The sequence below is a fragment of the Tsuneonella sp. HG094 genome, from assembly GCF_053819285.1.
Genome location: NZ_JBSORA010000001.1, coordinates 487,975 through 513,978, shown reverse-complemented (window position 1 = coordinate 513,978; position 26,004 = coordinate 487,975). Strand labels below are relative to the sequence as shown.

The 26,004-nt window shown below is 68.7% G+C and carries 25 protein-coding genes and 1 tRNA gene; 5 read left to right on the top strand and 21 right to left on the bottom strand.

Going from position 1 to position 26,004, the window contains the following annotated elements:
* Positions 1-36: 36 nt before the first annotated feature.
* Genes cobA through ACWPMX_RS02535 form a run of 5 tightly spaced genes read left to right on the top strand, consistent with a single transcriptional unit; the run spans position 37 to position 3,955 of the window.
* A complete protein-coding gene (cobA, locus tag ACWPMX_RS02555; RefSeq protein ID WP_455698486.1) occupies positions 37-792 on the top strand; it encodes a uroporphyrinogen-III C-methyltransferase in 756 nt (251 codons plus the stop codon).
* Complete coding sequence (locus tag ACWPMX_RS02550) at positions 789-1,085, top strand: DUF2849 domain-containing protein (protein WP_455698485.1); 297 nt, start codon at positions 789-791, stop codon at positions 1,083-1,085. Before cobA ends, ACWPMX_RS02550 begins: the two co-directional genes overlap by 4 nt.
* 3 nt (positions 1,086-1,088) lie before the next feature.
* Positions 1,089-2,717, top strand: a complete 1,629-nt coding sequence (locus tag ACWPMX_RS02545; protein ID WP_455698484.1) for a nitrite/sulfite reductase — start codon at positions 1,089-1,091, stop codon at positions 2,715-2,717.
* Positions 2,710-3,162 carry a DUF934 domain-containing protein gene (locus tag ACWPMX_RS02540; protein ID WP_455698483.1) on the top strand — a complete coding sequence of 151 codons (453 nt, stop codon included), beginning with the start codon at positions 2,710-2,712 and terminating at the stop codon, positions 3,160-3,162. Before ACWPMX_RS02545 ends, ACWPMX_RS02540 begins: the two co-directional genes overlap by 8 nt.
* The gene (locus tag ACWPMX_RS02535; RefSeq protein WP_455698482.1) at positions 3,110-3,955 is read left to right on the top strand and encodes a phosphoadenylyl-sulfate reductase; all 846 of its coding nucleotides are present in this window, start codon (positions 3,110-3,112) and stop codon (positions 3,953-3,955) included. Before ACWPMX_RS02540 ends, ACWPMX_RS02535 begins: the two co-directional genes overlap by 53 nt.
* 58 nt (positions 3,956-4,013) lie before the next feature.
* Here the strand turns inward: ACWPMX_RS02535 and ACWPMX_RS02530 are convergent, their stop codons facing one another.
* The 21 genes from ACWPMX_RS02530 to mraY form a co-directional block, all read right to left on the bottom strand.
* Positions 4,014-4,418: a hypothetical protein gene (locus ACWPMX_RS02530; protein WP_455698481.1), complete on the bottom strand. Its 405-nt coding sequence runs from the start codon at positions 4,416-4,418 to the stop codon at positions 4,014-4,016.
* A gap of 35 nt (positions 4,419-4,453) precedes the next feature.
* A complete protein-coding gene (locus tag ACWPMX_RS02525) occupies positions 4,454-4,867 on the bottom strand; it encodes a hypothetical protein (RefSeq protein ID WP_455698480.1) in 414 nt (137 codons plus the stop codon).
* 102 nt (positions 4,868-4,969) lie between these two features.
* The gene (locus ACWPMX_RS02520; RefSeq protein WP_455698479.1) at positions 4,970-5,887 is read right to left on the bottom strand and encodes an NAD-dependent epimerase/dehydratase family protein; all 918 of its coding nucleotides are present in this window, start codon (positions 5,885-5,887) and stop codon (positions 4,970-4,972) included.
* Entirely contained in the window at positions 5,884-7,017 is a 1,134-nt protein-coding gene (gene proB, locus ACWPMX_RS02515) for a glutamate 5-kinase (protein WP_455698478.1), read from the bottom strand. The genes ACWPMX_RS02520 and proB overlap by 4 nt, the downstream gene beginning before the upstream one ends.
* Before the next feature lie 61 nt (positions 7,018-7,078).
* Positions 7,079-8,137, bottom strand: coding sequence for a GTPase ObgE (gene obgE / locus ACWPMX_RS02510; protein WP_455698477.1), 1,059 nt, complete (start codon positions 8,135-8,137; stop codon positions 7,079-7,081).
* Between the two features lie 197 nt (positions 8,138-8,334).
* Positions 8,335-8,410, bottom strand: a tRNA-Ala gene (locus tag ACWPMX_RS02505).
* A gap of 93 nt (positions 8,411-8,503) precedes the next feature.
* Positions 8,504-9,361: a hypothetical protein gene (locus ACWPMX_RS02500; protein ID WP_455698476.1), complete on the bottom strand. Its 858-nt coding sequence runs from the start codon at positions 9,359-9,361 to the stop codon at positions 8,504-8,506.
* 191 nt (positions 9,362-9,552) lie between these two features.
* A complete protein-coding gene (locus ACWPMX_RS02495) occupies positions 9,553-10,284 on the bottom strand; it encodes a Bax inhibitor-1/YccA family protein (RefSeq protein WP_455698475.1) in 732 nt (243 codons plus the stop codon).
* Positions 10,285-10,379: 95 nt separating this feature from the next.
* A complete protein-coding gene (locus ACWPMX_RS02490) occupies positions 10,380-11,189 on the bottom strand; it encodes a pyrroline-5-carboxylate reductase family protein (protein ID WP_455698474.1) in 810 nt (269 codons plus the stop codon).
* 102 nt (positions 11,190-11,291) lie between these two features.
* The gene (locus tag ACWPMX_RS02485) at positions 11,292-11,801 is read right to left on the bottom strand and encodes a YbjN domain-containing protein (protein ID WP_455700711.1); all 510 of its coding nucleotides are present in this window, start codon (positions 11,799-11,801) and stop codon (positions 11,292-11,294) included.
* Between the two features lie 140 nt (positions 11,802-11,941).
* Positions 11,942-13,807: an SPOR domain-containing protein gene (locus ACWPMX_RS02480; RefSeq protein ID WP_455698473.1), complete on the bottom strand. Its 1,866-nt coding sequence runs from the start codon at positions 13,805-13,807 to the stop codon at positions 11,942-11,944.
* Positions 13,808-13,864: 57 nt separating this feature from the next.
* Positions 13,865-15,523 (bottom strand): cell division protein FtsZ, encoded by a 1,659-nt coding sequence (gene ftsZ, locus ACWPMX_RS02475; protein WP_455698472.1) that lies wholly within the window; start codon positions 15,521-15,523, stop codon positions 13,865-13,867.
* Between the two features lie 101 nt (positions 15,524-15,624).
* Positions 15,625-16,917, bottom strand: coding sequence for a cell division protein FtsA (gene ftsA, locus ACWPMX_RS02470; RefSeq protein WP_455698471.1), 1,293 nt, complete (start codon positions 16,915-16,917; stop codon positions 15,625-15,627).
* On the bottom strand, positions 16,917-17,828 hold the full coding sequence (locus tag ACWPMX_RS02465) for a cell division protein FtsQ/DivIB (protein WP_455698470.1): 912 nt from the start codon (positions 17,826-17,828) through the stop codon (positions 16,917-16,919). The genes ftsA and ACWPMX_RS02465 overlap by 1 nt, the downstream gene beginning before the upstream one ends.
* On the bottom strand, positions 17,821-18,810 hold the full coding sequence (locus ACWPMX_RS02460; RefSeq protein ID WP_455698469.1) for a D-alanine--D-alanine ligase: 990 nt from the start codon (positions 18,808-18,810) through the stop codon (positions 17,821-17,823). Before ACWPMX_RS02460 ends, ACWPMX_RS02465 begins: the two co-directional genes overlap by 8 nt.
* Positions 18,780-19,748 (bottom strand): UDP-N-acetylmuramate dehydrogenase, encoded by a 969-nt coding sequence (gene murB / locus ACWPMX_RS02455; RefSeq protein WP_455698468.1) that lies wholly within the window; start codon positions 19,746-19,748, stop codon positions 18,780-18,782. The genes ACWPMX_RS02460 and murB overlap by 31 nt, the downstream gene beginning before the upstream one ends.
* Complete coding sequence (murC, locus tag ACWPMX_RS02450; protein ID WP_455698467.1) at positions 19,745-21,160, bottom strand: UDP-N-acetylmuramate--L-alanine ligase; 1,416 nt, start codon at positions 21,158-21,160, stop codon at positions 19,745-19,747. Before murC ends, murB begins: the two co-directional genes overlap by 4 nt.
* Positions 21,157-22,353: an undecaprenyldiphospho-muramoylpentapeptide beta-N-acetylglucosaminyltransferase gene (gene murG / locus ACWPMX_RS02445; protein ID WP_455698466.1), complete on the bottom strand. Its 1,197-nt coding sequence runs from the start codon at positions 22,351-22,353 to the stop codon at positions 21,157-21,159. The genes murC and murG overlap by 4 nt, the downstream gene beginning before the upstream one ends.
* Positions 22,350-23,570: an FtsW/RodA/SpoVE family cell cycle protein gene (locus ACWPMX_RS02440; RefSeq protein WP_455698465.1), complete on the bottom strand. Its 1,221-nt coding sequence runs from the start codon at positions 23,568-23,570 to the stop codon at positions 22,350-22,352. Before ACWPMX_RS02440 ends, murG begins: the two co-directional genes overlap by 4 nt.
* The gene (murD, locus tag ACWPMX_RS02435) at positions 23,567-24,928 is read right to left on the bottom strand and encodes a UDP-N-acetylmuramoyl-L-alanine--D-glutamate ligase (RefSeq protein ID WP_455698464.1); all 1,362 of its coding nucleotides are present in this window, start codon (positions 24,926-24,928) and stop codon (positions 23,567-23,569) included. Before murD ends, ACWPMX_RS02440 begins: the two co-directional genes overlap by 4 nt.
* Positions 24,925-25,995 (bottom strand): phospho-N-acetylmuramoyl-pentapeptide-transferase, encoded by a 1,071-nt coding sequence (gene mraY, locus ACWPMX_RS02430; protein ID WP_455698463.1) that lies wholly within the window; start codon positions 25,993-25,995, stop codon positions 24,925-24,927. Before mraY ends, murD begins: the two co-directional genes overlap by 4 nt.
* Positions 25,996-26,004 lie beyond the last annotated feature (9 nt).

Sequence of the window (26,004 nt, the reverse complement as noted above, 5' to 3'; positions counted from 1 at the left end):
CTGGAAGGTGGCGCAGGCCGGGCGCATTTCGCCGCCATGGCAAGAACCGGAACCGTTTACCTCGTCGGCGCTGGGCCGGGTGATCCCGACCTGCTGACGCTGCGCGCCGCCCGCCTGATCGGGCAGGCGGACCTCATCGTGCACGACGGGCTCGTCGACCCCGCGATCCTCGCGCTCGCCCCGCCGGGCGCAGAGCTGGTCTCGGTCGCCAAGAGCCGGGCACGCCACACCCTGCCGCAAGGCGCGATCAACGCGCTGCTGGTGCGCGAGGCACTGGCCGGGCGGGACGTCGTCCGGCTGAAGGGCGGCGATCCGCTGGTCTTCGGTCGCGGCGGCGAAGAGGCGGAGGATTGCCGCGCCGCGGGCGTGCCGGTCGAGATCGTCCCCGGCATTTCGGCCGCGAACGGTGCCGCCGCCGCCGCGCAGATCGCCCTCACCCACCGCGACGCATCGAGCGTAGTCAGCTTCGTCGCGGGCCAGTGCAAAGGGCTGTCCGAACAGGACTGGGCGGGCCTTGCCGGCAAGGGCCGCACGCTGGTGATCTACATGGGCGTCAAGACCGCCCCGCAGATCGCCGAGAAGCTGATGGCCGATGGCCTTGCCCCCGACATGCCGCTGGCGGTAATCGAGAACGCCTGCCGCCCGCAGATGCGCGTGCTCCGCGGCCCGCTTGCTGCCCTGCCCGACCTGGTGGAGCGAGAGCAGGTGCAAAGCCCGGCCCTGATCGTGATCGGCGAAGTGACCGCGCGCGAGGATGCGGCGGTGGCCCGGCTTGCGGAGGCTGTGCTGTGAAGATCCTCACCGGTAACGACCTCAAGTCCGGCGCGGTCACCTGGTGGACCGGCTACGACTGGTCGCTTCACGTCGAGGACGCGGTCGACGCGGGCCCCGAAGCCGAAGCGATCCTCGCCCGCGAGGAAGCCGCCCGCCGCGTCAACGCGCCCTACCTGATCGACGGCGAGAAAACCGAAGGCGGCGTGCGCCCCGCGCACATCAAGGACCGCATTCGCGCGCTCGGCCCGACCGTGCGGCCCGACCTGACCCTCAAGCCCGCCGACCCGAAGGCCGGCAACTGGGTGATCTGAAACATGTATAAGTACGACCAGTGGGACCAGCAGATGGTCGACACCCGCGTCGCGGAATTCCGCGACCAGGTGGAACGCCGCCTCGCGGGCAAAATCACCGAGGACCAGTTCAAGCCACTGCGGCTGCAGAACGGGCTCTACCTGCAGCTCCATGCCTACATGCTGCGCGTCGCGGTGCCCTATGGCACGCTCGACAGCAGGCAGATGCACGCGCTGGCCGACATCGCGGACAAGTACGACCGCGGATACGGCCATTTCACCACGCGGCAGAACATCCAGTACAACTGGATCAAGCTGGACGAGACGCCCGACCTGCTGGCCGATCTCGCGGCGGTCGAGATGCACGCCATCCAGACCAGCGGCAACTGCATCCGCAACATCAGCTCGGACCATTTCGCCGGCGCCGCGGCGGACGAGGTCGTCGACCCGCGTCCCTATGCCGAACTGCTGCGCCAGTGGTCGAGCTTCCACCCGGAATTCCTGACCCTGCCGCGCAAGTTCAAGATCGCGGTCATCGCCTCCACCACCGACCGCGCGGCGATGAAGCTGCACGACATCGGTATCCGCATCGTGAAGAATGACGCGGGCGAAATCGGCGCCGCGTTCTACGTCGGCGGCGGCATGGGCCGCACTCCGATGATCGCGCCGTGCATCAACCCGTTCGTGCCGATCGACAGCCTAGTCACCTATTCGGAGGCGTGCCTGCGGGTCTACAATCGCTACGGACGCCGCGACAACAAGTACAAGGCGCGGATCAAGATCCTCGTCCACGAGCTCGGCGCGGAGGAATACACCCGCCAAGTCGAGGAGGAATTCGCCCACCTCCAGACGCTCGGCATCGAGCCACCCGCGGCCGAGCTCGAACGGATTATCCCGTTCTTCGCCGACCCGCCATTCGAGAGCGGCCTGTCGGACGAGATCGACCGGTCGGACCCCGACTTCGCGCTGTGGGTCGATACCAACACCCATCCGCACAAGCAGGCGGGCTATGTCGCGGCGGTCATCAGCCTCAAGCCCGTCGGCGGCATCCCGGGCGATGCCAGCGCGGCGCAGATGCACCTGATGGGCGACCTTGCGAAGCAGTACTCGTTCGACGAGATGCGCGTGACGCACACGCAGAACATCGTCCTGCCGCACGTCCGCAAGGCCGACCTCCATGCTCTGTGGACCGCACTCGACGAAGCGGGCCTCGGCGTCGCCAATTTGGACCGCGCGGGCGACATCATCGCCTGCCCCGGCCTCGACTATTGCAGCCTCGCCAACGCGCGCTCGATCCCGGTCGCGCAAAAGCTCTCCGAGCGGCTCGCGCCGGTCTCGCAGGAACTGGGCGAGCTGAAGATCAAGATCTCGGGCTGCATCAACGCCTGCGGGCATCACCATGCAGGCCACATCGGTATCCTCGGCGTCGATCGGAAGGGGACCGAGAACTACCAGCTGCTTTTCGGCGGCAGCGAGGCGGACGACACCTCGCTCGCCAAGATTGTCGGCCCCGGCTTCGACGAGGCGGGTATCGTCGACGCTGTCGAAACCGCGACCGGTGTCTACCTCGCCAAGCGGACCGAGGGCGAACGCTTCCTCGACACCTATCGCCGCATCGGCATCGAACCGTTCAAGGAGGCGCTCTATGGCTGATCTCATTCGCCTGCGCGACGACGAGGCGGTCGACCATCCGGCCGTCACCGTCGACTCCTATCTCGACCAGACCAATGCCGCCGCAGTCCGCATCGAACCGGGCGACGACGCCCGCGCGTTGCTGCCGCATCTCGACGGCCTCAAGCTGATCGAAGTCAACTTTCCGAGCTTCACCGATGGGCGCGGCTACAGCTCCGCCCGCCTCCTCCGCGAAGCGGGCTACACCGGCGAATTGCGCGCGGTGGGCGATGTGCTGGTCGACCAGGTCGGCCTGATGCGCCGGTGCGGGTTCGACGCATTCGAGGCGGACAAGGCGCTCGACCGCACCGATTTCGAGACCGCGTTGACCCGCTGGGACAACGTCTACCAGCCCGCCGCCGACTCTTTGGGTGATGGGGGCCGCGCCCCGATCTGGGCGCTGCGGCACTCGGGCCTTCGTGGCTGACTTGGGCATCGCGCGCATCGTCGACCGGATCGACCCGGCCCCGCGCTTCACCGCGGCCGATGCCGCGCGCCTGAACGCCGAGTTCGCCGATGCCGACACCGCAAGCGTCCTCCACGCTGTCCTGCGCGATGGAATCGCCGGGCGCGTTGCCACCGTCTCCAGCTTCGGCGCGGAAAGCGCGGTGCTGCTGCATTTCGTGGCGCAGGTCGCGCCCGACACGCCAGTGCTGTTCCTCGACACCGGCAAGCATTTTGCCGAAACGCTTGCCTACTGCGACGAGCTGGTCGCGCATCTCGGCCTCGCCAACCTCGTCGTGCTGGAGCCCGATGCCGACGACCTCGCGAAGCGCGACGAGACCGGGCTGCGCTGGTCATACGACCCGGATGGTTGCTGCGAGATCCGTAAGGTCCGTCCGCTCGCCAAGGCGCTCGCTGCGTTCGATGCCTCGCTGACGGGGCGCAAGGCCTTCCAGTCGAGCACCCGCGCGCACCTGCCCCGCTTCGAACTCGACACCACAGACCCGATCGGTCGGCTCAAGATCAACCCGCTGATCGACTGGAGCGCGGCCGACATCGCCGATTTCATGGCCGCCGCCAAATTGCCGGCGCACCCGCTGGTGGCGGCCGGCTTCCCCTCGATCGGCTGCTCGCCCTGCACCAGCCAGGTCGCCGAGGGCGAAGACCCCCGCGCCGGACGGTGGAAGGGCTGGGACAAGACCGAGTGCGGCATCCACACCCCGGTCCCGCTCGGCCCCGACGGCGAACTGCCGCCCGGCTACGAACCGTTCCTGTAGGATAGACGCAAGAAAGGCCCCGGAGCGAACCCCGGAGCCCTCCATTGTCTCGCACGAATCAGGCCGGGACGCGTTCGACGGTCGCGGTCTTGCCTTCGGGGTTGGTCGAGGTCCACACGCCCTTGGCGTCGACCGCCTCTTGGTTGCAGACTTCCTTCGCGCCTTCGCCGTCCTTGGTGTAGCAGTACTCGCTCTGCGACTTCTGCACCCACTTGCCGGTTTCGACGACCTTGCCGTCGACCGTATCGACGTAGGTGCCGTCGGCCTTCACCTCTTCCATCACGACCTTGCCGTCGGCGGTGGTGATCTTGAAGTTGCCAGGGGTCGGCTTGCCGTCGGCGGCCATCGGCTCGGCGACCGCTGCGGTTGTCGGCTCCGCGGTGGCCGTCGCCTCGGGCGCGGGCGCTTCGGACTTGCACCCCGCGAGCGCGACGACGGCGGCAGCGATAAGCAGTTTCTTCATGTGATTTCCTTCCCTTGAACTATGGATGCGGCCGTTCAGCCTTCGATGCGGACGACCGTCGCTGTTTCGCCGGTCACCGGGTTCTTCGAGGTATAGACCCCGTCGACCATTTTCTCCTCGTAGCAGACCTCTTTCGAGCCGGGTTTGTCGGAGGTTTCGCAATATTGCTCGGGCGACTTCTGCACCCACTTGCCTGTGTCCGTTACCTTGCCGTCGGGGGCAGTGATCGCAAAGGTGCCGTCGGGCTTGACCTCGGCGTTGAACTTCTCGCCATTGGCCGAGGTGACTTCGAACTTGCCGGTCGAAGGCTTGCCGTCGGCGGCCATCGTGGTCACCGTCTCGGTGGTCATTGCCGTCGGCTCTTCGGTGGCGGCGGTTTCGGGTTCGGGTGCAGGCTTCGAGCACGCGGCCAGAGCGGCGATCGCGGCTACCGTCACGAACTTCTTCATAAGGCTATCCTTTCGCGATGGATCGGGGCGGGCTTTCCCGTCCTCCGACTCGCGACCCCCGGGCGCGGAGCTTAGGCCTAAGCGCCCGCGAGACAAGCGAACTTACAGCCAGCCCCTCTCGCGGTACCAGCGCGCGGTCGCCTTCAGGCCATCGCGGGTGTTGATCCGGGGCCGCCACACCTCGGCGGGGACGTGCAGCGACGGACGCGCGACCCAGTCGGGATGCGTCATATAGCCGACCCGGTCCGCAGTCAGCCGCGCGCGCGAGCGGCGCACAAGCCGATCCGCGCGCGAGGCGTGCGCAAGCACGCCGCGCGGCAGGTGGACCACCCACGGCCTGCGACCGACCGCCCAGCCGATGAGCCGCGCGAGTTCGCGATGGCTCCATCCGCCTGCGTGCCCGTCGTCGGGCTCGAAAGTCTGATGCGTCACCGCATCACCCGAGGGCAGCAGCGCGACCAGCAACTCGGCAAGGTCCTGCACGTGGATCAGCGAGCTGCGGCCCGGAGGCGGCACCGGCACGATCCCGCGCCCCGCAAGCTTGAACATCTCGAGATAGTCGCGGTCCCACGGGCCGTAGACGCCGGGCGGACGCACGATCGTCCAGTCCAGCCCGCTGGCCGCGACCAGCCGCTCCGCCCGCTCCTTCGATGCGCCGTATGCCGACAGCGCCGGTTCGCGCGCCGCGAGCGAGGATACGCACACGAAGCGCGGCACGCCCGCCTCGGCTGCGGCCTTCACGACCGCCATGGTGCCCGCGACGTTCGCCGCTTCGAAGGCGGCGGCATCGGGCGCGGTGGTCAGCCCTGCGACGTGGATCACCGCCTCGGTGCCCGCGACGAGCTGCGCCAGCGCCATGTGGTCTGCAAGGTCACCCGCGATCCACTCGGTGCTGCCTCGCTCCTGCGGCACCTTGCGCGCGAGTGCGCGCACGCCGATGCCCGCACGCCCCAGCGCCGCGAGCGTCGCCTTGCCGACGAAGCCCGTGCCGCCCGTCAGTGCGACGAGACGCTCGCTCACAGCAGGACCATGTGATCTCGGTGGACGACGGCAGCGCGGGGCGCGTAGCCGAGAAGCCCCGCCTGCTCGCCTGCTTTGCGCCCGGCGATCGCGCGGCATTCGGCGGCGGTGTATTCGACGAGACCCTGCGCGAGTCGGTCGCCCTTCGCGCCGTGAATGGTCACCAGGTCGCCGCGCGCGAACTCGCCATCGACCGCGACCATGCCTGCCGCGAGCAGGCTGCTGCCCTGGCCGAGCGCCGCGGCGCAGCCATCATCGACCGTCAGCACGCCCGCTGGCGCGATCCGTCCGCCGAGCCAAGCCTTGCGTCCGCCGTCGCGGCGCTGCGCGACGAACACGGTCCCGAGGTCGTTGTCGATCGCGTGGGCCAGCGGTCGCTCGCGTGTGCCGTTGACGATCGCGAGCGCGATCCCCGCCCGCCCCGCGATCTCCGCCGCCTGCAGCTTGGACACCATGCCGCCCGAACCCATGCCCGAACCCGAACCGGCGCCCGCCATCGCGCGCACGCTCTCGTCGATGCCGCGCACTTCGCGCACGAGTTCGGCCGACGGGTCCTTGGGATCGCGGTCGAACAGGCCATCGACATCGCTCAGCAGCACGACCGCGTCCGCTCCCGCCGCCTGCGCCACGCGCGCGGCGAGCCGGTCGTTGTCCCCGAAGCGGATCTCCGCGGTGGCGACGCTGTCGTTTTCGTTGACCACCGGCACCGCGCCCTGTTCGAGCAGGCGGGCGAGCGTGGACGAGGCGTTGAGGTATCTGCGGCGATCCTCGAGATCGTCGAGCGTGAGGAGGAGTTGCGCGGCGACGAGGCCTTCACCCGCGAGCAGCTCCGCCCAGGCCCCCGCCAGCGCAATCTGGCCGACCGCGGCCGCCGCTTGCGCATCGGCGAGGCTCGCCCGGCCGCCACCCGCAAGTTTCAGCCTCGCAGCCCCGAGTGCGATCGCGCCCGAACTGACCACGACGACCTGCTGCCCGCGCGTGCGCGCCGCGGCGATTTCGCCCACCAGCGCGGCGAGCCATTCGCGGCGAAGCGCCCCGCCGCGCTCGACCAGCAGGGCCGAGCCGACTTTCAGCACCAGTCGCGGACAGGCGGCGGCATCGGCCAGTTGGGGGATCGCGGAGAGTGTCATGCGAGGGGCCGCTTAGCGCGCCCGGCCCGCCAGTCCAACACCATCCCCGCTTTGGGTGGCCCTAGATCGGCGACCAGTCGCCGCCCTCTTCGGGCACGTCCTCGACCTCCACGCCCTTGGTCTCGGTCGCGGTGCGATCGGGAAGGTAGGAGAGCGCGGCGTCGAGCAGCGCCTCGACACCCTCGCCCGTGGCGCCGGAAATCGGGAACACGGCAGCGGCGCCCGCTGCGAGCAGTTCGTCGGCGAAATCGCCCGCCAGCTCGGTATCGGCCAAGTCGATCTTGTTGAGCGCGATCAGGCGCGGCTTGTCTTCCAGCCCTTCCCCATAAGCCGCCAGTTCTTCCTCGACGATCGCGAGGGCCTCCGCCGGGTCGACGCCCGAGATGTCGATCAGGTGGATCAGCACGCGGCAGCGCTCGATATGGCCGAGGAAACGGTCGCCGATGCCCGCCCCGTCCGCCGCGCCCGCGATCAGGCCGGGAATGTCGGCGAGCACGAACTCGCGACCTCGGTGGCGGACCACGCCGAGCTTGGGAACAAGCGTGGTGAAGGCATAGGCGCCGACCTTGGCCTGCGCGTTCGAGACCTGGTTGATGAAGGTGCTCTTGCCCGCATTGGGAAGGCCAACGAGGCCGACGTCGGCCAGCAGCTTCAACCGCAGCCAGACCCACGCCTCCTCGCTGGGAATGCCCGGCTGGTGCTGGCGCGGGGCGCGGTTGGTACTGGTCTTGTAGCTCGCGTTGCCGCGGCCGCCCATGCCGCCTTCGAGCAGGACGATACGCTGGCCGACTTCGGTGAAGTCGGCGAGCACTTCTTCCTTGTCCTCGGACAGGACCTGCGTGCCCACTGGCACCTCGATTACCAGGTCGGGCGCGCTGGCACCGGTGCGGTCCTTGCCCATCCCGTGCCCGCCGCGCGCGGCCTTGAAGTGCTGGGTGTAACGGAAGTCGATCAGCGTATTGAGGCCCTGCACCGCCTCGAACACGATGTCACCGCCCTTGCCGCCGTTGCCGCCGTCGGGTCCGCCATACTCGACGTACTTCTCGCGCCGGAACGAGACGGCGCCCGGGCCGCCCGCACCGGACTTCACATAGATCTTGGCTTGGTCGAGGAAATGCATATTCGGTCCGCTAGCCTATCAGCGCGGAAAAGTCGTGTCCGCCCGAATTGTCTGGTCCAGTTTGCCGAGAACGGCTTCCGGTCGAGCCGAAAATGGTGCCGACCGAGAACCGGCGCGCAGCGGCCTTCAGGGTCGTGAGCACCGGAAGCGGAGGACGGTGCCATTTGCAGGCCGACCGGAAGCCGTTATCGGCGAACTGGTGGAGCCGAGGGGGATCGAACCCCTGACCTCGTCATTGCGAACGACGCGCTCTCCCAGCTGAGCTACGGCCCCGTTCCAGTTCCTTCGACACCGGTCTACCCCGGCGAAGAGCGGGCCGCTTAGCGAACCCGCCCGCCGAAGAAAAGCGATTTGTTCGCCCGTCGCCTACTGCTTCGGGGCATCCTTCGCGACCGGCTGGACGACCGGCACCGACTGTTCGGTCTGCGGCACGGGGATCACCGGAATCGTCGCCCCGGTGTCGCTGTCGGTCACCGCGCCGGCCTGGATCACCGGCTGCGTCGTCGTCGCCGCAGGATTGCTTATGCCGGCCTGCGGAAAGCTTGTGACACCCGAGCCATGGACCGCGACATAGCCCGGCTGCGACGCGCCGTAGCGGGCACCGTACTGCGCATCCCACGCCGCGGAATCGCGCTGGTACTGCTCGTACGCGGTGAAGAAGTTCTCGAACGGCATCTCGAACTGCACGAAGTTCGCCGCGGCCAATGCGGCGGGATCGGCCTTCGGCATCGCGGCTTGCGCCGCAGCGACCTGCAGCGCCGCGTTGCAGAACTCGGTGCGCGCGGGCGGCATGGCGAAGTAGTTGTAGACGATCGTCATCTGCCGCTCACGGTCCGCGATCGCGGCATTCTTGCTGGAATGCTGCTTGGCGTAGTACGCGTCGAGCCGCTGGTTGACCGCGCGCAGCGTCTTGGTGTTGGCGGTCAGGAACGTGCGGTATCCGTCGAGGATCGGCTGGTCGTTCGGACCGACGCAGTTGAGCGCCGCGACGTTCCATGCCGAGCGGAAGTACCACAGCCGCTGGTCGTCGGTCAGCCCCTTGAGCACTGTCACCCGCTGGCCGTCGAGCCCGCGGGCCGGAACGGTCATATTGTAGGCCGCGCTACCGGGCGGAAGCGGGCGATAGGGGATGACCTCGACCGGAGGGGGCGGCGGCGGCGGAGGGGGAGGAGGGGGCGGCGGCGTCTTGCACGCGCCGAGCGCGGCCACGCCGACGGCGAGCATTGCTATTTTGACGGGTGCATTCGAAAACTGGAACATGCGGCGCGGCCCTCCTCTGCCCGCATAAAATGCAGGGCCGCGCCTTTCGCGCGGCTGAAGCAAACGCTCCTATCTGCCCGCTCTGACAAAGAAAATGCCCGGGGGACGGTTAGTCCCCCGGGCACGACGAAGCGAATCGCCTGTGCGACGAAGCGTTATTCGCGGTTACCCATGAAGCTGAGCAGGAACTGGAACATGTTGATGAAGTCCAGGTACAGCGTCAGCGCGCCGAGGATGATCGCCTTTCCGGCGAAATCGGTGCCGCGAAGGTAGGCGTATTCTTCCTTGAGCCGCTGCGTATCGTAGGCGGTCAGGCCCGCGAAGATCAGCACGCCGATGAAGCTGATGGCATACATCAGCGCCGGGCTCTGGATGAACATGTTGGCGATCATCGCGACGACGAGGCCGACCACGCCCATGATCAGGAACGTGCCCATGCCGCTGAGGCTCTTCTGCGTGGTGTAGCCGAACAGGCTCAACCCCGCGAAGGCGGCGGCGGTGGCGAAGAACGTGACCGCGATGGATCCGCCGGTGAAGACGAGGAAGATGGTCGACAGCGACAGACCCATCAGGGCCGCGAAGCCCCAGAACATCATCTGCAGCGTGGTCTTCGAAAAGCGGTTCCGCCCGAAGCTCATCGCGAAAACGATCGCGAGGGGCGACAGCGCGACGATCCACATCAGCGGACCGCGAGCGAAGTTGATCGCCATACCCGAGTTGTAGGTCAGCAGGGCGACGATGCCGGTCAGCAGCACCCCGCTGGTCATGTAGTTATAGATCGACAGCATGTGCTTGCGCAGCCCTGCGTCGAACACGACCTGCCCGCCAGCGCGCGGAACCGACCCGAGGCCGGCCGTCGTCGTGCGGGGATCGTTGAAATCAGCCATCACAATCTCCATTCCGGCGCCGAGCGACGACAAGCCGGTAGCGGCAATATCGGGGTTTAGGTCCGAGGATTCAAGGAAAACCGGACCCCGCCCGGTTAACCCTCTTCGCGCGCCGCAGCGGCCATTTCGCGGCCCCGGTCGCGGGCGGCCCGCAGGGTTTCGGTGACGAGCCGGGTCAGCGCCTCACCCTCGTCCAGCACATCGAGGCCTTTCTGCGTCATCCCGCCGGGACTGGCGACCTTGCGCGCGAGGTCGCCGGGCGACAGCGGCGAGGCGGCGGCGAGCGCGCCGGCCCCCTCGACCATCTGCACCGCGAGACGCTCCGCCTGGTCAGCGTCGAGCCCCAGCCGGGTCGCACCGGCTGCCAGCGCATCGATAAACCGATAGACAAACCCCGGCCCCGACCCGGCGAGCGCGGTCACCAGTTCGAACTGGCTCTCGTCCGCCAGCCACTCGGCGCTGCCGAGCCGCGCGGCGAGGTCGGTCACCCGCGCCGTCGCTGCTTCGTCGAGGCCCTGCCCGACCAGTGCGTTGGGCGACTTGCCGAGCGCCGCGGCGAGGTTCGGCATAAGCCGAACGATCCCGCCCGCACGCGGGAACTGGCGCGCGAGGCTGGCGAGTTCAACCCCGGCGAGCGGCGAGACCACGACCGTGTCCGGCCCCGCGATCCGCTCCAGCGGCGGCGCGGCGCGCGCGATCATCTGCGGCTTGAAGCCGAGCACCAGAGCATCGAACGGACCGTCGGGGATCGTGGTGGTGAAGCACACGCCTTCGGGAACGACCTTCTCGCGCGGGCCGTAAGCCGTGATCGCGCGCGCGGGAAACCTCGAAGCAAGCCAACCTTCGACCATTGCACCGGTCATGGAGCCGTAGCCGGCGACGAGGATCGACTGGAAGCTGGTCATGCACGTGTCTCCCCCCTCCCGCTTGCGGGAGGGGCCGGGGGTGGGCCTGTCGGATGCGCTCTTGCCCACCCCTAACCCCTCCCGCAAGCGGGAGGGGAAAGCTCAGGCCTCGCCCGCGGCGTCGACCATCGCGCTCGCGAGGGCATCCTGCGGGGTCTTGTCGCCCCACAGCACGAACTGGAACGCGGGGTAGAAGCGGTCGCATTCGTCGATCGCGGTCTCGATCAGGCCTTGCGCCTGGCCGACGCTGAGCAGGCCTTCGTCGCCGAGCAGCAGCCCATGACGATAGACCAGCATCCCGCCCTGCGACCACACGTCGAAGTGGCCGAGCCAGAGCTGCTCGTTGACCAGCGCCAGCAATTCGTGCGCCGCGCGGCGCTTGGTGTCGGCCACGCGCACGTCGGGCAGGCACAGCAATTGCAGCACGTTATCGTCCGCGCGCCAGATCGCGCGCACCTGGTAGGTGGTCCAGCTGCCCTGGATCTCCGCCGAAATCTCGTCTGCCGAGACGATCTCGTGCGGCCAGCCGCGCGCTTCGAACAGCGCCGCGAGCATATCGACCGGGGCGGCATCGTCGGCCGCCGAGGCATAGTCGTCCTGCCCGGTTCTCATCATTCGCGATCCCATCCTCGTCGTTGTGAGGGCTGGATGCCGCCCGCGTCGCCAGCCTGCAAACGCCGCGTGGTTAACGGCTGGGGACAACGATATAACCCTGTTCACAGCCTGTGCAAAAGCGGTTCGAACGCCGTGGACTACTTCAACGGAGCGACTTCCTCGCCGACTTCGCTGGTGAAGGTGAAAGCGTCGATCCCGGCCGCCTTGAGGTCGGAGACGAGCTTGTTCGCCGTCTTCGCCGAATCGATCGGTCCTGTCAGCAGGCGCTGCGAAACGCCCCACTTGGCGGTAAACGCATCGCGTTTTCCGAGAAGAGCGGGCGCCTTCTTCTCGAATTTGCGCCAGTCGAAGGCGAGCGCTTTCAGGTCCTTGCCCGTCGCGACCTGCACCCACATCCGGCTCGGCGCCTTGGGCTTGGGCGGCGGAGGCGGAGGCGGCGGAGGCGCTGGGGGCTTGGCCACTTCGCGCTTGGGCTTGAGCGCGGTGATGTCGACTGCGCCTGCCGCAGGCACCTTGGCGGTCGGCGCGGCGGTGAATTCGGCGAACGCATCGGCGAGGCCCGCCGGGGTCGGCTCGACGACCGGCTGGCTGATCGCCTGACTCGGCGGCGAGGTCGCAACCGTCGCCGCAGCGGCAGCCGCCTCGCGCGCCCGCAGCTCCTCGGGCAACATCGTCTCGGCACCGGGCAACGCCAAGGCAGGTCGATTGCCGGGCACCGGAGTCGGCACGATCCTGACGGGCGCTACCGATTGCTGGCTGGCGAGGACGGTCGAGAGCGCGTTACCGGCCCCCGGACTCGACGCGCCGACGGTGGACGGCGGCAACTCGGCCACGAGGACGGGCCGCGCGACGGTCGCGGGCGGGAGCTCTGAAGGCGCACTCGGCGGAGGTGGTGGCGGCGGCGGAGGTGGTGGCGGCGGAGGCGGCGGTGGAGGAGGCGGTGGCGGTGGCGGCGGGGCCACGATGCGCGCGGGCGCCTGACGGATCGGATCGACGCGGGCGACCCGCACCGGAGCCGGAGTTGGTGTCGGAACGGGCTGGGCGCGGGTCTGTCGCTCGCTCGCCGACTGGCGCCGACCCACCCGGCTGCGCGGGCCGAGCGGTTCGCCGACAGGTGCGAGCCGCGCGTCGGAGGCACCGGCGGGAGCACCCGTCGCAGCGCTGGAGTAGGCGGCAAAGCGCGGATCGTCGCGGCCGATCTGCGCCGCGCGCGGAAAATTGCCGAGGTTGGCGGCACCCGCCTGCTGCGCCCGCGTCAGCTTGGGCATGTAGCGCAGGTACGGCGTCATCCGGCCCGCGAGGTCGCGCGGCATCACCGCTTCGACGATCGAGACCGCTTCATCTTCCTTGCCGAGGATCGCCAGGCCGAACGCGCGGGCGCGATAGGCGGCGAGGTCGCGGCGCTGGAGCAGCGGCAGCAGCGTCGCCTCGAAATCGCGGGTGTTGCCCGAAATCGCCTGGCTGATCGCGAGGCGGCGCAGCACCTCCTCGTCACGCGCCATCGCGAGCGCCAGCTTGTACTGCGCCTGCGCCGAGACGTTATCGCCGACGAGATCGTAGGCGAGGCCGCGATCGGCGCCGAGCGTGGCGGGCTGCGCGCCAGCGGCGGCGGCCTGCTGGAACATCTCGAGCGCCTCGATCGGGCGGCCGGAGCGCAAGTTGGCCGAAGCGAGGCCCGCCATGACCCGCGGATCGCCCGCGCGGATCGACTGCGCGCGGCTGTAGAAGCCGATCGCCGCATCGACATCGTCGAGCGCGAGCGACGCCTTGCCCGCCAGCACCAGCGCGTCGAAGTCCGTCGGGTTGCGCGCCAGCCGCTGCAATGCGGAGCTGAGATCGCCCGAAGCAGGTCCCGGCACCGCCTGGACGACGGCATAGTTCTGCGCCGCGACCGGAACCGATGCGAGCGCGAGCGGCAGGGTGGCGAGCAGGACCCGCGCGGCGCGGGTCCGCGCCGAACGGGTGCGCGAATTACCCCGCGCGCGGGTCAGAGACTGGGTCATGGCTCGCCCCTATGCCCGGCCGCGGCTGAACCCGCGCCAAACGAGCGCACAGCGCGGTTACTGGTTGTTCTGGCGCCCAAGGAACCGCGGGATGCTGAGCGAGGCGGAACCGCCGTCGTCGTCATCCTCGTCCTCGTCGTCGCTGGCCTTGCTGCCGCCGCGCGACAGGTTGGCCATGCGTTCGAACAGCGTGCTGCCGGCGCTCGGCGCGGGTGCGGCACCGCCCTCTTCGCCGCCAGTGACAAGACCGCGTCGGCGACCGCCGCCGAGCTGCGCGCGCACCGGCTCGTCCTGTTCGGCCAGTCGATCGGCATCGAGCAACAGTTCGTCCTGCTTTGCGGGCGCGGTCGGCGCCTCGGCCGTCAGGTCGAGCGGCGCGGCATCGTCCCAGCCATCCTCCTCACCCTCGTCGTCGCGGTCGTTGCGCAGGCCGGCAAGCGGATCGACGATCTCGTCGACGTCGTCGTCGTAATCGGCGGCGCCCTCGGGCTCTTCCTCGTCGGCGTCGCCGGCATAGCCGCCCGACGCCGCGCCAAGATCGAGCGGAGCGGCTTCGGCTTCGGGCTCGCTCCCGTAGCTGCCGTAGCTGTCGTCGGCGTCTTCGATCTCGGCCGCTTCGGCTTCGTACGACGGCGTGTATGCCGGTGTCGGCTCGACCTCGGCAGCGGTCGGCAGTTCGAGCACGGGCCGCTTGGGCGCGCGGCTGGCGCCGAGCGAGAACGAGCGCGGTTCGCTCGCCATTGCCTCGCCGGTCCCGTCGATGCCGGTCGCCACGACCGAGACGCGGATCTTGCCCTGGAGATCGGGATTGAACGCCGAACCCCAGATGATGTTCGCGTCTTCGTCGACCAGCTCGCGGATGTGGTTCGCGGCCTCGTCGACCTCAAGCAGCTTCATGTCCTCGCCGCCGATGATCGAGATGATCACGCCCTTGGCGCCGGCCATGCTGACGCCGTCGAGCAGCGGATTGGCGATCGCGCGTTCGGCGGCTTCGAGCGCGCGGTTCTCGCCCTCGCCCTCGCCGGTGCCCATCATCGCCTTGCCCATTTCCTGCATCACCGACCGCACGTCAGCGAAGTCGAGGTTGATGAGGCCCGGCATGACCATGAGGTCGGTGATCGAGCGGACGCCCTGCTGCAGGACCTCGTCCGCCAGCATGAAGGCCTCCTTGAAGGTCGTTTCCGCCTTGGCGACCAGGAACAGGTTCTGGTTGGGAATGACGATCAGCGTATCGACGTGCTTCTGCAGTTCCTCGATGCCCGCTTCGGCGGCGCGCATCCGGCGCGTGCCTTCGAACAGGAACGGCTTGGTGACGACACCCACGGTCAGCACGCCCTTGCGGCGCGCGGCCTCGGCTATGACCGGGGCCGCACCGGTGCCGGTGCCGCCGCCCATGCCGGCGGCGATGAAGCACATGTTCACGTTCTCGAGCGCGTCCTCGAGCTCGGCTACGGTTTCTTCGGCAGCGGCCTTGCCCACTTCGGGACGCGCGCCTGCGCCCAGGCCACCGGTGATGTCGGGGCCGAGCTGGATGCGCTTTTCGGCGGTCGCGTTCGACAGCGCCTGCGCATCGGTGTTGGCGACGATGAAATCGACACCCTCGATCTGCGCGTTGATCATGTTGGCGATCGCGTTGCCGCCCGCGCCGCCCACGCCGATCACCATGATCTTGGGACGCAGGTCGTCGGTGGCTGGCGGACCGATGTTGATGCTCATTGGGTGCCCTTCCGGGGTGAGAATTGTTCCAAGACAGTCTTACACGAAGCGATTCGTCTCGGGATAGGACGTTTTTCCTTATCCACAGCGAGAGTTAACACTCAGAAATACTCTTTCATCGCACGCACGACCCGGTTCACGATGCCGACGCCGCTGTAGCGGGTGGTCGGAGTATGTCGCGGGCCGACCGCGCGGATGTCGAGCGGGTCGTCCGCAGCGTAGAGGCACAGGCCCGCCAGCGTCACGAAACTGGGCGTCGCGTTCGCCTCGCCAAGGCCGCGCAACGCGGGCGGCTTGCCGACGCGTACCGGGCGGCCGAGCGCGCTCTGGAGAAACTCGGCGATGCCGGCGAGCTCCGACCCGCCACCGGTAACGACGACCTGCCCGCCCTTGGCCCCGGTAAAGCCCATGCCCTTGAGCGCACGGCCGATCTCGTCGGTGAGACGCGACAGCTGCTCGGTGATCACCGAGACGAGTTCGGCCCGCGGCACACGGTTCTGGTCGTCCGCCCCGCGCGCGGCCGCGCCGCTGCCCCCAATGGCATCGGCGTCGCCCGGGCCGTTGACCGGGACCATGTCCTTATAGTCGCTGGGCGAGGCGATGGCCGATCCGTAGCGGCTCTTGAGGCGCTGCGCCTGCAGGCGGCGAATGCCGAACGCCCCGGCGATGGCATCGGTGATGTCGGACGATCCGAACGGGATCGCGGTCAGGCCCAGCAGCATCCCGCTGGCGTAGAGCGAGACGTTGGTTACTTCGCCGCCGATCTCGACCAGCGCGGTGCCGAGTTCGCGCTCCTCGGGGGTGAGGCAGGCGTGGCCCGCGGCGATCGGCGCGGCGACCACGGCTTCCACGTCGAGGTGCGCGTTCTGCACCGCCTCGATCAGGTTCCTGACCGGCGCCCCGTCAGCCAGCATTACGTGGATGTCGACGCCCAGCCGTTCGGCATGGAGGCCGCGCGGGTTGGCGACGCCGTGCGCGCCGTCGAGCGTGTAGTGCGCCGGCTGCGCGTGGAGCACCATCCGCCCGTCGGGCTGGATGCTGTCGCGCGCGGCAACCAGCAGGTGTTCGATATCGTCGTCCTCGATCCGGCGGCCGCCGATGTCGATCTCGACCTTGGCGACCCGGCTCGCAAGGCCGGCGCCCGAGCAGCCGACCCAGACGCTCTGGATCGATGTGCCGGCGTTCTTCTCCGCCCGCTCGACCGCGTCGCGGATCGCGTGGGTCGCGGCCGCCATGTCGGTGACGTAGCCGCGCTTGATGCCCTGGCTCGCGCGATTGCCGCTGCCGAGCACGATCATCTCGCCCGTTTCGGACAGGCCCATGATCATGGCGGAAATGCGGAAGGAGCCGACGTTGACGGCGCCGAAGACCTTGGCGATGCGCGGCAGGGCCATCACTCGGCTCCCTTCGCGGTTTCGAGCGCCTGCTGCGCGCGGCCGGGAATACGCATGTAGATGCGATCGGGCGCGCGCATGTCGAACGCCGCGACCTTCCCGCCGAGCAGGCGGTTGACCCCGTCGAGCCGCGCGAACGAGACCAGCGCGCCTGCCGAAGCATCGTCGCCGTGCGGCAGCGCGAGAACCTGGCCGGTGTTGAATGTCAGGTTCCAGCGGCGGTTGCCGACCCATTCGGCCTCGGTCACGCGCGATTTCAGCGCGGGCGCGGCATCGAGCAGTTCGTCGAGCGCGGCGACCTGCTTCGACGCACCCGGCCCGGCGACCTTGAGCATCCCCTTGGCGTTGGCGGCGGTAATCGGTTCGAGCTCGTGTCCGGTTCCGTCGATCAGCACCAGCCGCCCCGGCTTCTTCAGCGCGGCGCGCGGGGTTCGCTCGACGACGTCGACCACCAGCGTTTCGGGAAGCTGGCGGCTCACCCGCGCGTCCTCCACCCAGGACAGCGCCATCAGGTCGGCGCGGATCGCATCGAGATCGACCAGCGGCATCGGCCGGTCGCGTTCGGCGAGGACGCGCTCGTAAACCTTGAGCTCGTTCATCCGCTCGACCCCGGTCACCTGCACGCGGCGCACCTCGAACCCGGCGTCGGACGCAAGCGCGGCGACCTGCGCCTGCGCCAGCGCGGGCACCCCGGCGAGACTGGCGACGAACCAGGCGAGCGAGACCGCGCCGCCGATGATCATGGCGAGGAAGACCTTGTGAAGCTGCTCCTCGGTGAACGGCAACAGCGCGAGCACCCCGCCCACGGCGCCGCTCGTCCGCGCCTTGGCCTTGCGCGCGGTCGCCGCGCGGCTCTGCGCGGCCGCCGCGCGGCGCACGCCCTTGCCCTTGCGATTGATCGTCTCAGCCATGCTTGCCCCCAAGCCGATGACGGCCCAGCGCTTCCTCGACCAGCGCCTCGACCAGATCCTCGTAGCTCATCCCGCAGTATTTCGCCTGTTCCGGGACCAGCGAAAGCGGAGTCATCCCCGGCTGGGTGTTCGTTTCGAGCACGAACAGCCCGTCCTCGCCCTGCTCGTCGTCCCAGCGGAAGTCGGTGCGGCTGCACCCCTTGCAGCCGAGCAGCTGGTGCGCCTGCACCGCGTATCCCTTGCACAGCTCGGCGATCCGCTCGGGGATGTCGGCCGGGCAGATGTGGTCGGTCATCCCGTCGGTGTACTTGGCATCGAAGTCGTAAAAGCCCGACTTGGGCACGAGTTCGGTCACCGTCAGCGCGCGCGGCCCTTCGGGTCCGTCGAGCACCGCGACGGTCATTTCGCGCCCGCGGATGTAGGGTTCGGCGAGCAGGCGGTCGAATTCCTGCCACGGTCCCTTCACGTCCCTGCGGATCGGGTTGCCGTAGTTGCTTGTCTCGGTGACGATCGCCACGCCGACCGAGCTGCCTTCGTTGACCGGCTTCAGCACATAGGGCCGAGCCAGCGGGTCCTTTTCGTAGAGCGTCTCGCACTCGACGATGCGGCCGCCGGGCATCGGCACGCCGTGCGGGACGAGCGCCTGCTTGGTCAGTTCCTTGTCGATCGCGATGACCGAGGTGGCTAGCCCTGAGTGCGTATAGGGCACGCCCATCAGGTCGAGCATCCCCTGCACCGTGCCGTCCTCGCCCGGAACGCCGTGGAGCGCGTTGAACACGACGTCGGGCGCGGCCTCGGCGATGCGGGCGGCGACCTGCCGGTCCATGTCGATCCGCGTCACTCGGTGCCCGCGCGCCTCGAGCGCCTTGGCGACGCCCTCGCCCGACATGAGGCTGACGGGCCGCTCGTTGGCCCAGCCGCCCATCAGGACGGCGACGTGGTGTTTGCCGCTCACGGCCGTCCCACCCGCTGGATTTCCCATTCGAGGCTGACGCCGCTGTTGCCGTAGACTTTCTCGCGCACGAGTTCTCCGAGGCCTTCGATGTCGGCGCTCGTCGCGTCGCCGGTGTTGATGAGGAAATTGGTATGCTTTTCGCTGACCTGCGCGCCGCCGAGCGTCAGGCCGCGGCAACCGGCGCGGTCGACCAGCTCCCATGCCTTTTCACCGGGAGGATTCTTGAAGGTCGAACCGCCGGTCTTGGTGCGCAGCGGCTGGCTGGCCTCGCGCTGGGCGGCGATCTTGTCCATAGCCTGGCCGATCTCTGCCGGGATGCCTTCGCGCCCCTGGAAGCGCGCGGCGACGACCACCGCACCCTCGGGCAAAGCCGAATGGCGGTACGAATATTCGAGGTCGCGCGCCGGCAACGTGACGAAGTCGCCGGTCGGCATGACCACATCGCAATCGATCAGCACGTCGGCCACTTCGCGGCCATACGCGCCGCCGTTCATCCGCACGAAGCCGCCGACGGTACCGGGGATGCCGCGCAGGAACTCGACCCCCGCGATGCCCGCGTCGCGCGCCTTCGACGAGACGAGGATGCCGCTCGCCCCTCCGCCGCATTCGAGCACCTTGTCGCGCCGCGCCTCAACCGTGGCGAAGGCCTTGCCGAGCCGGATCACGACGCCGGGCACCCCGCCATCGCGCACGATCATGTTGGAGCCGAGGCCGAGCGGCATGACCGGCATCCGCCCGCCGACCCGGTTGAGGAACTCCTTGAGATCCTCGAGATCCGCGGGCTCGAACAGCCAGTCGGCGTTGCCGCCCGCCTTGAACCACACGAGCGGCGCGAGCGGAGCATCCTTCGTCACCCGGCCGCGAATGTCGCGGGTGGAGAACGGGACGGTCGCCGGCTCCTCGATCGCCGAGGTGGGCGCCGAGCCGTGCCGCCAGCCGTGGCGGTCGCCGACCTGCGGGCTCATGCCGGCACCGCTTCGATCAGCCCGGGCAGTTCGGCCGCCCAGCGGGTGATGTCGCCCGCGCCAAGGCAGACGACGAAGTCGCCCGCGCCGATCTCGTCCGCCAGCACGGCGGCAAGCGCCTGACGGTCGGGCACGGTCGCGGCGGCGCGGTGGCCGCGCGACTTGAGCCCGGCGACGAGCGCGTCGGCGTCCACCCCCGGAATGGCCTCCTCGCCGGCGGTGTAGACCGGGGTCACATAGACCCGGTCGGCGTCGTTGAAGGCGTTCTGGAAGTCGTCCATCAGGTCGCGCAGGCGAGTGAAGCGGTGCGGCTGGACGACCGCGATCACGCGCCCGCCGGTTGCGCCCGCGCTCTCGCGCGCGGCGGCGAGCACGGCGCGGATTTCGACCGGGTGGTGCGCGTAGTCGTCGATGACGGTCGCCCCTCGCGCTTCGCCCACGCGGGTGAAGCGGCGGCGCACTCCGCCGAACTGGGCGAAGCCGGTGCGGATGGTATCGTCCGGGCACTCCATCTCGAGCGCGACCGCGATCGCGGCGAGCGCGTTCTGCACGTTGTGGCGGCCCGGCATCGGCAGGCGCACGTCGGCGATGCGGCGGTCCTCCTCGCCCAGGCGGCGGATGACGACATCGAACAGGTTGCCGCCGCCATCAGGCCGCACGTTCTCCGCGCCGACGTCGGCTTGCGGGTTGAAGCCGTAGGTCACGACCTTGCGGTCGCGCACCTTGGCCATCACCGCCTGCACCTCGGGATGATCGATGCACAGCACCGCCGCGCCGTAGAACGGCACGTTGTGGATGAATTCGACGAACGCGCGGCGCACCGCGTCGAAATCGCCGTAGTGATCGAGGTGCTCGGGATCGATGTTGGTGACGACCGCGATCGTCCCGTCGAGGCGCAGGAAGCTGCCGTCGCTCTCATCCGCCTCGACCACCATCCAGTCGCTGTCGCCCAGCCGCGCGTTCGAACCGTATTGCTCGATCACGCCGCCGTTGATGACCGTGGGATCGACTCCGCCCGCATCGAGCAGCGCGGCGATCATGCTGGTCGTGGTGGTCTTGCCGTGCGTGCCGGCCACCGCGACGGTGTTCTTGAGCCGCATCAGCTCGGCGAGCATCTCCGCGCGTCGGACCACGGGGATGCGATTCTCGAGCGCTGCGACGACTTCGGGATTGGTGCGCTTGACGGCAGTCGAGGTGACCACCACGCCCGCGCCCTCGACGTTCTCCGCCCGGTGGCCGACGTGGACCGTGATCCCGCGCCCCCGCAACCGCTCGACGCTGGCGCTTTCGCTGAGGTCGGAGCCCTGAACGCTGTAGCCGAGGTTCTTCATCACCTCGGCGATGCCGGACATGCCGATCCCGCCGATGCCGACGAAGTGGACGGTACCGATGTCAGTGGGCACGCCCTTCATTGCGCGGAATCCATCGCGGCACCTTGGCCCGCAACCGCGCCTTGGCTCGCCGCCCGGTCGTTCGCGCCGCCGACGCGGATCACGTCCATCAGTTCCTCGCCGCCGAAGCTCTCGACGAGATCGGCGAGGTCCTGCGCCGCCTTGGGCCGACCGCAGTTCCACGCCGCGTGCGCCGCGGTGGCGAGCGTTTCGGGCCGCTGGGCGAGCGCCTGAAGCTGTTTGGCGAGTTCCTTGGCGGTGAACTTCTCCTGCCGGATCATCCGCGCCCCACCCGCTTTCACGATCTCGCGCGTGTTGGCCGCTTGGTGATCGTCGGTCGCGATCGGCAGCGGGACGAGGATCGCGGGACGGCCCACCGCAGTCAGTTCGGCGATGGTCGATGCGCCCGCGCGGCCGATGAACAGGTGCGCGTCGGCCAGCCGCGCGGCCATGTCCTCGAAATAGGTGCCGAGTTCTGCCGGAATGTCGTGGCTGCGATAGCGCGCGCGCACTGCTTCCAGGTCCTCGGCACGGCACTGCTGGGTCACCTGCAACCGCTGGCGCAGCGCGGGCGGGAGCATCGCGAGTCCGTCGGGCACGACCTCGGACAGCACCCGCGCGCCCTGGCTGCCGCCGGTCACGAGCACGCGCAGCAGACCCTCTGCGGTGAACGCCGGGAAAGGTTCGTCGCGCAGGGACAGCACCTCGGCCCGCACGGGATTGCCGACGAGGTGGACCTTGCCCGCATACTTGTCGGCGAGCCGAGCGACTTCGGGATAGGCGGTGGCGATCGCGTCGACCCGGCTCGCGAGCATCCGATTGACCCGGCCGAGTACGGCGTTCTGTTCGTGGACGATGCTCGGCACCTTGGCCGCGACCGCCGCGAGCAGCGCGGGGAACACCGGATAGCCGCCGAAACCAATCACCGCGGAGGGCTGGAAGCTTTCGTAAAGCCGCAGCGCCATGCGCCGCCCTTCGAGGATCGCGGAGATTCCGCCCGGCCACTTGAGCGGATTCTTGCCCAGCTTCGATGCCGGGATCACATGCGCGGGCAGGAAGTCGGGCTTGCCCGGCAGCGCAGCGCCGCGGCTGTCGGTCACCAGCGCGACGTGGTGGCCGCGCCGTTCGAGTTCGGTGGCGAGCGCATAGGCGGGCAGCAGGTGCCCGCCGGTGCCGCCCGCGGCGAGGACATAGTGACGGCTTGCGCGCGTCATGCATTCAGCTCCTTGGCGATCAGCGCCTTCAGGCCCGGCGTCTCGCGGTAGAGGTAGGGATTGCGCCGCGTCAACGCGATCAGCAGCCCGACCGCCAGACAGACCGCGATCGTCGACGAACCGCCATAGCTGACCAGCGGCAGCGTCATCCCCTTCGACGGGAACAGCTGCAGGTTGACGAGGATGTTGATGAACGCCTGCCCGCCGATCTGCGTAATGAGGCCGGCCGAGGCGAGCAGGGTGAACAGGTCCTCCTCGTCCACCAGCCGCGTGAGAACGCGGACCACGATGGCGAGGAACAGGCAGACGATGATCGCGCAGGCGACGAGGCCGAATTCCTCGCCGATTACCGAGAAGATGTAGTCGGTGTGCGCTTCGGGCAGGTTCATCTTGCGCACGCCGAGCCACAACCCGCTGCCGGTCCATCCGCCTGCAAGCAGCGTGCGGCTGGCAAGATCGACCTGGTCGAACGCGGTGCCGCCGCCGAGGAACGCATCGATGCGGTGGCGCGCGTTGTCGTAGAGGAAATAGGTCGCCGTCAGCGCGACCGCGCCCGCGCCCGCCATGATGCCGACGCGCTTCAGCGGAATGCCCGCGAGCAGGACGATCACGAACCACACGCCCGCGAACAGGATCGTGCCGCCGAAATCGGGCTGCATCATCATCAGCGCGGCGACGAGGCCCATCACCCCGGTCACCGTGGCGACGACGGGAATGTTGGGATCGCGGGTGCGCCACGAGACGATCCACGCAAGCAGGATCGCAAAACCGGGCTTGAGGAACTCGGACGGCTGGAAACCCGCGATGCCGAGGCTGATCCAGCGCTTGGCGCCGTTGACCTCGCTGCCGACCAGCGGGACCAGCAGCAGGAACCCGATCATCACCGCGGCAAGCACGATGCCGGTGCGCCGCGCGTTCTCGCGGGACAGCGCCGAGGCGCCGAACAGGAACACGAGGCCGACGATCTGCCAGCGCAGGTGGGCCCAGTAGAAATAGAGCTCGGGCAGCTTGACGTTCGCGGTCGACAGCCGGTGCGCGCTGGCGGGCGAGGCGGAGAACACCGCCGCGGTGCCGACCGCCATCAGCAGCAGCACGAGGGCCACGAGCACGCGGTCGACTTCGCGCCACCAGATCTTGATCTGCGCGCCGGTCGACTTGGGATAGCGCGGCGCGGCGGTCGCGGCGCTCACGCGCGGGATGTAGGGGCGTTCGGTCATGCCGCCGGCTCCGTGCAGCAGGGGTCGACGTATTCGTCGGCGGTCAGCGCATCGACGAACTGGCGGAAGCGCTCGCCGCGCTGCTCGTAATCCTTGAACTGATCGAAGCTCGCGCAGGCGGGGCTCAGCATCACGACATCGCCCGGCACCGCCGCCGCGATGGCTGCGCGCAGGGCCGAACACATCATCTCCGCTCGGACCACGGGGACGCGGCCGGTCAGGAGTTCGGCAAAGCGCGGACCCGCCTCGCCGATGGTGTAGGCGGCCTTGACGTTGGCGAGGTGCTGTTCCGTCGCACCCAGCCCGTCTTCCTTGGGCAACCCGCCGACGATCCAGTGGATGCGCGGGCCATGACCCTCGGGCGGAAACGCCGCGAGCGCGGGGGCCGAACTGTCAGTGTTGGTCGCCTTGCTGTCGTTGACGAACAGCACGCCGTTGTGCGCGGCGACGCGCTCCATGCGGTGCGGGAGGCCGGTGAAGGTGCGGAGAGCTTGTTCGACTGACCCGTCGCTAATGCCCAATGCCCTCGCCGTGGCAATTGCGGCGGCTGCGTTCTGGGCGTTATGCGGCCCTTGTAGCGACGGCCATCGCGGTTGGTCGCCAACAACGGTCGCTGACGCTATCTCGCATATGTCCTCGTAGCGGTCTGCCTCGTGAAGCACATCGGTACCGATCCGGTCGGCGACGGCGTCGTCTGTAGCAAAGACAGCCAGATGACTTGCCGTTTGCATATCGAATAGCCGCGCCTTGCTCGCCGCGTAGGCCTCAAAGCTCTCGTACCTATCGAGATGATCGGGCGTCACATTCAGCAGCACCGCCACGTCGCAGTCGAGGCTCTGCGTCAGGTCGATCTGATAGCTCGACAGCTCGAGCACGTAGACCCCGCCTTCGGGCAAGGGGGCCTGCGCAAGGATTGGTAGGCCGATGTTGCCGCCCATGGTGGTCGGCACGCCCGCAGTCTTCAGGATGTGGTGGACCAGCGCGGTCGTCGTGCTCTTGCCGTTGGTGCCGGTGATGCCGACGACCTTGTGCGGCGGCAGGCTCGCGCGAGCCTGCGCGAACAGCTCGATGTCGCCGATCACCGGCACGCCGAACTGCGCGGCGCGCGCGGCGATGGGGTGGGTGTTGAGCGGCACGCCGGGGGAGACGACCACGCCGTCGAACCCGGTCAGGTCGATTTCCAGCGGATCGGCAAGGCGGACGTTGGCCGGATCGACCTTGGCCCGCGCGTTCTCCTGCCGGTCCCACGCGGTCACTTGCGCGCCCGCCGCCACCAGCGCATCGACCGTCGCCAGCCCGCTGCGCGCGAGGCCGAGGACGGCATACTTCTTTCCGGCGAAGGCGGGGCTCGTGATCACCGCAGCTTGAGCGTGCTGAGCCCGATCAGCGCGAGCACGATCGCCACGATCCAGAACCGGATCACGACCTTGCTCTCGGACCAGCCGAGCTGTTCGAAATGGTGGTGGATCGGGGCCATGCGGAATACCCGCTTGCCGGTGCGCTTGAACCAGAAGACCTGGATGATGACGCTCAATGCCTCGAACACGAAAAGCCCGCCGACCACCGCCAGCACGACCTCGTGATGCGTCGCCACCGCAATCGCGCCCAATGCTCCGCCGAGGGCAAGGCTGCCGGTGTCGCCCATGAACACCGCCGCCGGGGGCGCGTTGAACCACAGGAAGGCGAGGCCCGCCCCCATGATCCCCGCGCAGAAGATGGCGAGCTCACCCGCGCCCGGCACGTGCGGGATGCCGAGATACGCCGAATAGTCCGCGCGGCCTGCGAGGTAGGCGATGATCGCGAACGTGCCCGCCGCGATGATTACCGGCATCGTCGCGAGGCCGTCCAATCCGTCGGTCAGGTTCACCGCGTTGCCCGCGCCCACGATCACGATCGCCGCGAACACGTAGTACAGCGGCCCCAGCGGGATGCCCTTGCCGACGAGGAACGGCACATAGAGGAACGTGCTGACCTGGCTGACGATGATCCACGACGCGACGCCCGCGACGATGAATTCGAGCAGCAGCCGCACCTTGCCCGACACGCCCGCGTGGCTCGCCTTCCTGACCTTGTCGAGATCGTCGAGGAAACCGATGATCCCGAAGCCGGCGGTCACCGCGAGGCAGGCCCAGACGAACGGGTTGTTGAGGTCCATCCAGATCAGCATGGACAGTGTCAGGCTGGTGAGGATCATGAGGCCGCCCATCGTCGGCGTGCCGCGCTTGGCGAGGTGGGTCTGCGGACCGTCCTCGCGGATTGGCTGGCCCTTACCCTGGCGCACGCGCAGAAGGTCGATGAAGCGCGGGCCGATGATCAGGCCGATGACGAGCGCGGTCATCAGCGTCGCCCCGGCGCGGAAGGTCTGGTAGCGGATGAGGTTCAGGAGACCCTCGAACCCCATCCATTCGGCGAGCAAGTACAGCATCCGGCCTTC

What these genes read in the sequence shown, in the direction of transcription:
- ACWPMX_RS02500 (WP_455698476.1), bottom strand. Translation starts at nt 9,361, where the DNA reads ATGCTCGCCGTCGGCGTGGCCGCGCTCGGCGCGTGCAAGACGCCGCCG.
- ACWPMX_RS02545 (WP_455698484.1), top strand. Translation starts at nt 1,089, where the DNA reads ATGTATAAGTACGACCAGTGGGACCAGCAGATGGTCGACACCCGCGTC.
- murB (WP_455698468.1), bottom strand. Translation starts at nt 19,748, where the DNA reads ATGAGCCCGCAGGTCGGCGACCGCCACGGCTGGCGGCACGGCTCGGCG.
- ACWPMX_RS02440 (WP_455698465.1), bottom strand. Translation starts at nt 23,570, where the DNA reads ATGACCGAACGCCCCTACATCCCGCGCGTGAGCGCCGCGACCGCCGCG.
- mraY (WP_455698463.1), bottom strand. Translation starts at nt 25,995, where the DNA reads ATGCTGTACTTGCTCGCCGAATGGATGGGGTTCGAGGGTCTCCTGAAC.
- ACWPMX_RS02485 (WP_455700711.1), bottom strand. Translation starts at nt 11,801, where the DNA reads ATGAGAACCGGGCAGGACGACTATGCCTCGGCGGCCGACGATGCCGCC.
- ACWPMX_RS02460 (WP_455698469.1), bottom strand. Translation starts at nt 18,810, where the DNA reads ATGGGAAATCCAGCGGGTGGGACGGCCGTGAGCGGCAAACACCACGTC.
- ACWPMX_RS02490 (WP_455698474.1), bottom strand. Translation starts at nt 11,189, where the DNA reads ATGACCAGCTTCCAGTCGATCCTCGTCGCCGGCTACGGCTCCATGACC.
- ACWPMX_RS02535 (WP_455698482.1), top strand. Translation starts at nt 3,110, where the DNA reads ATGGGGGCCGCGCCCCGATCTGGGCGCTGCGGCACTCGGGCCTTCGTG.
- murG (WP_455698466.1), bottom strand. Translation starts at nt 22,353, where the DNA reads ATGACGCGCGCAAGCCGTCACTATGTCCTCGCCGCGGGCGGCACCGGC.
- ACWPMX_RS02495 (WP_455698475.1), bottom strand. Translation starts at nt 10,284, where the DNA reads ATGGCTGATTTCAACGATCCCCGCACGACGACGGCCGGCCTCGGGTCG.
- murC (WP_455698467.1), bottom strand. Translation starts at nt 21,160, where the DNA reads ATGAAGGGCGTGCCCACTGACATCGGTACCGTCCACTTCGTCGGCATC.
- cobA (WP_455698486.1), top strand. Translation starts at nt 37, where the DNA reads ATGGCAAGAACCGGAACCGTTTACCTCGTCGGCGCTGGGCCGGGTGAT.
- ACWPMX_RS02465 (WP_455698470.1), bottom strand. Translation starts at nt 17,828, where the DNA reads ATGGCTGAGACGATCAATCGCAAGGGCAAGGGCGTGCGCCGCGCGGCG.
- obgE (WP_455698477.1), bottom strand. Translation starts at nt 8,137, where the DNA reads ATGCATTTCCTCGACCAAGCCAAGATCTATGTGAAGTCCGGTGCGGGC.
- ftsZ (WP_455698472.1), bottom strand. Translation starts at nt 15,523, where the DNA reads ATGAGCATCAACATCGGTCCGCCAGCCACCGACGACCTGCGTCCCAAG.
- proB (WP_455698478.1), bottom strand. Translation starts at nt 7,017, where the DNA reads ATGACACTCTCCGCGATCCCCCAACTGGCCGATGCCGCCGCCTGTCCG.
- ACWPMX_RS02540 (WP_455698483.1), top strand. Translation starts at nt 2,710, where the DNA reads ATGGCTGATCTCATTCGCCTGCGCGACGACGAGGCGGTCGACCATCCG.
- ACWPMX_RS02530 (WP_455698481.1), bottom strand. Translation starts at nt 4,418, where the DNA reads ATGAAGAAACTGCTTATCGCTGCCGCCGTCGTCGCGCTCGCGGGGTGC.
- ACWPMX_RS02480 (WP_455698473.1), bottom strand. Translation starts at nt 13,807, where the DNA reads ATGACCCAGTCTCTGACCCGCGCGCGGGGTAATTCGCGCACCCGTTCG.
- ACWPMX_RS02525 (WP_455698480.1), bottom strand. Translation starts at nt 4,867, where the DNA reads ATGAAGAAGTTCGTGACGGTAGCCGCGATCGCCGCTCTGGCCGCGTGC.
- ftsA (WP_455698471.1), bottom strand. Translation starts at nt 16,917, where the DNA reads ATGGCCCTGCCGCGCATCGCCAAGGTCTTCGGCGCCGTCAACGTCGGC.